This is a genomic window from Myxococcota bacterium, assembly GCA_035498015.1.
Taxonomy (GTDB): Bacteria; Myxococcota_A; UBA9160; order SZUA-336; family SZUA-336; genus VGRW01.
The window spans coordinates 1-3,143 of record DATKAO010000240.1; the positions used below are offsets into that span (position 1 = coordinate 1).

General features: G+C 69.3%; 4 protein-coding genes. 3 read left to right on the forward strand and 1 reads right to left on the reverse strand.

Annotated features, from left to right (window positions below; translation table 11 throughout):
* Positions 1 to 105 precede the first annotated feature (105 nt).
* Complete coding sequence (locus VMR86_21285) at positions 106 to 591, reverse strand: peroxiredoxin (protein ID HTO09598.1); 486 nt, start codon at positions 589 to 591, stop codon at positions 106 to 108.
* Positions 592 to 681: 90 nt separating this feature from the next.
* Here VMR86_21285 and VMR86_21290 point away from each other — a divergent pair, with 90 nt between their 5' ends.
* The 3 genes from VMR86_21290 to VMR86_21300 all read left to right on the forward strand — a co-directional run.
* Entirely contained in the window at positions 682 to 1,737 is a 1,056-nt protein-coding gene (locus VMR86_21290; GenBank protein HTO09599.1) for a CoA ester lyase, read from the forward strand.
* Positions 1,730 to 2,620, forward strand: coding sequence for an alpha/beta hydrolase (locus VMR86_21295; GenBank protein ID HTO09600.1), 891 nt, complete (start codon positions 1,730 to 1,732; stop codon positions 2,618 to 2,620). Before VMR86_21290 ends, VMR86_21295 begins: the two co-directional genes overlap by 8 nt.
* Positions 2,621 to 2,749: 129 nt before the next feature.
* A partial coding sequence (locus VMR86_21300; protein ID HTO09601.1) for an SDR family NAD(P)-dependent oxidoreductase occupies positions 2,750 to 3,143 on the forward strand: 394 nt, incomplete at its 3' end.

A 3,143-nucleotide genomic window follows, 5' to 3' on the forward strand; every position in this document is an offset into this window, starting at 1 on the left:
GCCGGTCGGCGAGCTCGACCTGGTCGAGCGCCTCCTGGAAGAGTCTCTGCTCGGCGCCGTCGCTCCAAGGCCGCGGCAGCTGGTGCTCGTAGAAGATCCCGAACTTCATTTCAGGTCGTCCAGGATCACTTCCGCCTTGCTCACTTCGAACTTGCCGGGCGCCTCGACGTGCAGCTTCTTCACGACGCCGTCTTCGATCACCGCCGAGTAACGCTGCGAGCGGATGCCCATGCCGTAGCCCGAGCCGTCCATCTCGAGCCCGAGCGCGCGCGTGAACTCACCGTTGCCGTCCGCGAGCATGCTGACCTTGTTGCCGACGTTGCGGTCCTTGCCCCAAGCGTCCATCACGAAGGCGTCGTTCACCGAGACACACGCGATCTCGGACACACCCTTCTCGCGGATCTTGTCCGCCTGCTCGACGAAGCCGGGCAGGTGCTTCGCGGAGCACGTCGGCGTGAAGGCGCCGGGCAGCGCGAACAGCACGACCTTGCGGCCCTTGAAGTACTCCTCGGTCTGGATGTCCTTCATGCCTTCCGGCGTGAGGCGCTTCAGGGTCGCCTTCGGAACGCGGTCACCGACTTTGATCGCCATGGGATGCTCCTTCGCTTCGGGGTTGGACGCCGAGTTTACGGAATCGTGCCGGCGTTTTCAGAATCGGGACGCGTGGTAATCTCGCGCCCCATGAAGAGCCCACGTCACTTCTTCGCCCCCAAGGCGATCGGCGCGCCCCAGCCCGCGCGCGAGATCCCGGTCCGGCCGTCGCGCATGATTCACTTCTTCGACCCCAGCAACCCGCGCATGGCGTCGAAGGTGCCCGACATCGCCAAGCAGGTGGACATCCTCTTGGGCAACCTCGAGGACGCGATCCCGACCGAGCGCAAGGTCGACGCGCGCGAGGGCCTGATCAAGATCGCGCGCGACGTCGACTTCGGCGCCACGCAGCTCTGGACGCGCGTCAACTCACTCGACAGCCCGTGGGTGCTCGACGACCTGGTGCGGCTGGTGGGCGAGATCGGCGACAAGCTCGACGTGATCATGGTGCCCAAGGTCGAGGGGCCCTGGGACATCCACTACGTGGACCAGCTGCTGGCGCAGCTCGAGGCGAAGGCCGGGCTGACCAAGCCCCTGCTCGTGCACGCGATCCTCGAGACGGCGCTGGGCGTGGCCAACGTGGAGGAAATCGTCGCGGCCAGCCCGCGCATGCAGGGCCTGTCACTCGGGCCGGCCGACCTCGCGGCCTCGCGGCGCATGAAGACCACGCGCGTGGGCGGCGGCCACCCGGGGTATCTCGTGCGCGCCGACCCCGATCCGAAGAACCCCGAGGCCGTGCGAGTCACCGCCCAGCAGGACTTGTGGCACTACACCATGGCGCGCATGGTCGACGCCTGCGCGGCCACCGGCGCGCTGCCCTTCTACGGCCCGTTCGGCGCGATCGACGACCCGGTCGCGTGCGAGGACCAGTTCCGCAACGCCTTCCTGATGGGCTGCGTGGGCGCGTGGTCGTTGCACCCTTCGCAGATCGAGATCGCCAAGCGCGTGTTCACGCCTCCGCCCGACGAGGTGCTGTGGGCCAAGCGCGTGCTGCGCGCCATGCCCGACGGCAGCGGCACGCTCATGCTCGAGGGCAAGATGCAGGACGACGCCACCTGGAAGCAGTGCAAGGTCATGGTGAGCCTGGCCGAGCTGCTGGCGGCGCGCGACCCCGAGCTCAAGAAGAAGTACGAGCTCGATGACTGACGCGCCGGACTGGTTCCGGCGAGCGCTGGCCGACAAACCCGAGGAGTCACGGGTCGACGTGCTGGGCGCGCCGATCCACTACCTCCGCTGGGGCGAGCGCGACAAGCCGGGCATCGTGCTCGTGCATGGCGGCGCCGCGCACGCGCACTGGTGGAGCTTCATCGCGCCGTTGCTCACCTCGCAGTACCACGTGGTCGCGCTCGACCTGTCGGGTCACGGCGACAGCGGGCGCCGCAGCGAGTACCGGCGCGAGGTCTGGGCCGACGAGGTCATGGCGGTCGCGAGACACGCGCGCATCGTCGGCGCGCCCCTGCTCGTGGGGCACAGCATGGGCGGCATCGTGTGCATCGGCGCCGCGGCGCGCTTCGGTGACCGGCTCGCAGGCGCGATCATCGTCGACTCACCCGTGCGCCGGCCCGACCCCGAGTCCGAGGAGGGCACGCGCGGCCGCGCCTTCCGCAACCCGAAGACCTACGCCGACTTCGAGACCGCGGTCGCGAAGTTCCGGCTGATCCCCCCGCAGCCGTGCGAGAACGCCTGGATTCTCGACCACGTGGCGAGACACTCGCTGCACCGCACGCCCGCCGGCTGGACCTGGAAGTTCGACCCGGTGGTGTTCCGGCGCGCCACGCCGGAGGCGATCGCCGAGAACCTCTCGCAGGTGCGGTGCCGCGTGGCGCTGTTCCGAGGCGAGCTGTCGGACCTGGTGACTCCCGACGTCGCCGACTACATGTACGAGCTGCTCGACCGCAACGCCCCGCTGGTCGAGATCCCGCAGGCTCACCACCACCTCTTGCTCGACCAGCCGCTGGCGTTCGTCTCCGCGCTGCGCGCCATCCTGGCGGACTGGGAGCACTCGCTACCGCGCAAAGCGCGAATCTGAGCGCGTTGTAGGCCGCGAGCGCGCCCGCGAGCGCTGCAGTCACGCAGGGCCGCACGGCGCTGCGCCGGGTCGGTCGTGCGCTGGCGGCGGCGGTGGACATGAGACGGCTCGGGATGATACACGGCCTCCATGTCGCTCCAGGGTCGCGTCGCGTTGGTCACGGGTGGAAGTCGGGGAATCGGCCGGGCGATTGCGCTCGGGCTCGCGGAGGACGGCGCCAACGTCGCGGTGAACTACCGCAAGGACGACGCCGCCGCCAAGGAGACGGTGGCGGCGATCGAGTCGCTGGGCCGGCGCGCGCGCGCCTACTCCGCGTCGGTCGACTCACTCGAGGCCTGCCAGGCGATGGTCGACGCCGTGGTCAAGGACTTCGGCTTCGTCGACATCCTGGTGAACAACGCCGGCATCGCCAGCCGCGGCCAGACCGTGAAGAACACCGACCCGGCGGAGTTCGAGCGCGTGGTGCGCACGCACGCCTTCGGCGCCTGGTACCTGTGCCACCTCGTGATCCCGTCCATGCGCA

Excerpts from the sequence above, each read along its gene's own strand:
- VMR86_21295 (HTO09600.1), top strand. The coding sequence starts at position 1,730 with ATGACTGACGCGCCGGACTGGTTCCGGCGAGCGCTGGCCGACAAACCC.
- VMR86_21285 (HTO09598.1), bottom strand. The coding sequence starts at position 591 with ATGGCGATCAAAGTCGGTGACCGCGTTCCGAAGGCGACCCTGAAGCGC.
- VMR86_21290 (HTO09599.1), top strand. The coding sequence starts at position 682 with ATGAAGAGCCCACGTCACTTCTTCGCCCCCAAGGCGATCGGCGCGCCC.